Raw genomic sequence first — 2,063 nt, 5'->3', positions numbered from 1 at the left:
TCGGTGATAATAGGCGTTCATATCCTAAATGTCCTATTTGTAATTCAGGAACATATTTGCATCATGATTATCTTTACTATTCTAGGTTTAAATGCAATTCCAGAAAGTGTAATCATATTCATATTGCAGTAAAAAAGACTTCTAATTTTGATAGTATTTCTTCTGAATTTAAATCTAAAACAATTAATATCAAAAGACTTCAAACAAATATCAATGTTGTCATTGATGGTTTGTATATGTATTTTGTTCATTCAGCTACCACAAGAGCTATTTCACAATACCTTTTAGATCGTAAAAATATTAAAATCTCTCATGTCTCCATTTACAAATGGATCAAAGGTTTTGGAAGCATATTTAAAGATATCGTTTCTAAATATACTCCGCAAGATTTAAATCTATCTGATGAGTGGCACGTTGATGAAACTGTAATTAAAATCAAAGGTAAAAGATATTACATCTGGACTTTAATTGACTCTGAAACTAGATACGTTATTGATTGGTACCTTACAACTTCAAGAGAAGCAACCTCTGCTTTCCACCTGTTTGATAAGGTTAAAAAGCGATTTGGAGCACCTAAATCAATAGTATCTGATAGATTACCTAGCTACAATATTCCAACAAAAATAGTATTCTCAGAATCTAAACATATTAAAGTTCAATCATGGTATGACGAAGTAACTAACAACCTAATTGAAAGCTTTTTTAAAAGATTCAAACATAAATATAGAACAACCCACGGTTTAAAGTGCGAAACAAGTGTAAACGCACTATTAGAAGGCTTCTTTTTCTTCTACAACTACATTACACCGCATAAAGGATTGAGTAACCTTACTCCTGCCAAAGTTGCTGGCGTAGAATATAGCGAAGTCAGCAGAAAAAATCTACTGCTATTTTAACAAAGAAAAAGAATATTCTTTTTGAGGCATAGACAAGCTATGTCTTTTTGTGATATCATTTTTTTACAAAAATATTTCAAGTCGAAAATCTTTATCCCTTTTTTAGGAATTGGACCTATTTTTCATCTTTAGTTAACAGATTCATATAATCTAATTAAAAACTATACTTAAATCCTGCATAGATATTTCTTCTATTACCATAATAATATCTTAAAACATCCCCTTTTTTTATTGGAGCTTTTGCATAAAAATACTCTTTATCAAATAAGTTATTTATCCCTGTATATAATAATAAATCAGAATTAAACTTATAGTTTAGATTTAAATTAACTTCTGTATGTCCTCCTTGTTTAGAATACTTGTTCTCATAATCATATTGTGCATATGAAGAACCGTAGTAAAACCAAGTTGTTGAAAGTTCTAAATTTTCAATAATTTTATATCCAATTCCTAAATTAGCTAAATATTCTGGGACTCCTGGAACTTTTTTTCCTGAATATTTTCCACCATCGACTTTATGATCAACAAAACTAAAATTTTGTTTTAAAGTTATTTTTTCAAAATACTGTTCTAAAGATATTTCTATCCCATCCCTTATTATTTTATTTTGAAAGTTATAATTTCCAGTGACTTCTCCACTGTCAGCGGTTAAATAAAATATTTCATTTTCCGTTTCGCTTCTATATATTGATGAAGACAGATAAATAAAATCATTAACCAACCCTTTTGTTCCTATCTCAAAGATGTTTGAAGTTTGTACTTCTGGAGTTCCTTGCCAACTACCAAGTTCATCAACAGTTGGTGCTCTAAATGTATGATTATAACTTGCATATAAACTTAATTCATCCGTAATTAGATAACTAGTTGAAATTTCATAAGCATTCTCTTTAAAGTTTCCATCTCTATCTTTTCCAATACCTTTTCTAACTTTTTGATTATAATCTATCTTCTGTATTCTATATCCTTGATTAAATATAAAACTTCCAAGTTGAGTGTTATTAGATAAGAATATTCCTTCAGCATTACGATTAGTAAAATTATTTTTAGCATGACTACTAGACCAATAATCAGATTCTCCTTTATTAAAATCTCCTCCTAAAACTAAATAAGATTTTTTCATGTATTCATATTTTAATTCGGGTTTTATATAATAACTCTTAGTATCTC

At 28.5% G+C, this 2,063-nt stretch carries 2 protein-coding genes; one reads left to right on the top strand and one right to left on the bottom strand.

All coding sequences use genetic code 11. The features are described 5' to 3' along the window. A partial coding sequence (locus tag ACMOUI_RS11735) for an IS6 family transposase (RefSeq protein WP_418965878.1) occupies positions 1 to 896 on the top strand: 896 nt, incomplete at its 5' end. A 154-nt stretch (positions 897 to 1,050) separates the two neighbouring features. On the opposite strand, the gene ACMOUI_RS11730 is transcribed toward ACMOUI_RS11735, so the two are convergent. Continuing rightward, positions 1,051 to 2,063: TonB-dependent receptor domain-containing protein (locus ACMOUI_RS11730; protein WP_418965877.1), on the bottom strand; the 1,013-nt coding region annotated here is incomplete at its 5' end.

The sequence above is a fragment of the Cetobacterium sp. genome (assembly GCF_048470075.1).
Taxonomy (GTDB): Bacteria; Fusobacteriota; Fusobacteriia; order Fusobacteriales; family Fusobacteriaceae; genus Cetobacterium_A.
The sequence above is the reverse complement of the archived record's forward strand: the minus strand, read 5'-3'. Positions and strand labels throughout refer to the sequence as shown.